Below are 480 nucleotides of genomic sequence, written 5' to 3'. Positions count from 1 at the left end.
TTGGCGACGCCGAAGGTGGTGTTGAGCAGCATCGGCCAGACGGCGCAGATGAAGATGACGAAGATCGCCGACTGGCCGCTGTCCTTGATGGTGTAGAGAGCGAGCGGCATCCAGGCGAGCGGCGAGATCGGCTTGAGGATCTGGATGAAGGGATCGAGCGCGCGGCGGAACAGCGGCGAGGTGCCGATCAGGAAGCCGAGCGGCACGGCGACCAGCACCGCCAGCCCGAAGCCTGCCAGCACCCGCAGCAGCGACCAGCCGAGCTGGATGCCGATGCCCTTGTCGTTCGGGCCGCGGTCGTAGAACGGATCGGACAGCAGCTCCAGCAGCCGCGCGCCGATCCGCGCGGGGCCGGGCATGGCCGAGGCGCCGGTGGTGGCGGTCTGGCCCATCAGCGCGGCGTATTCGGGGTCCATCGCCTGGGTGGCGCCGGTGCCGCTCACCGCGAGCTGCCAGGCGCCGAGGAAGGCCGCCAGCAGG

1 protein-coding gene is annotated in these 480 nt (G+C 70.4%); it reads right to left on the bottom strand.

The features are described 5' to 3' along the window. On the bottom strand, positions 1-480 hold a 480-nt coding region (locus M0638_RS28595; protein ID WP_456316063.1), incomplete at both ends, for an ABC transporter permease.

The organism is Roseomonas acroporae (genome assembly GCF_023223525.1).
GTDB lineage: Bacteria > Pseudomonadota > Alphaproteobacteria > Acetobacterales > Acetobacteraceae > Roseomonas_E > Roseomonas_E acroporae.
This window is presented reverse-complemented; position numbering and strand designations above follow the sequence as displayed.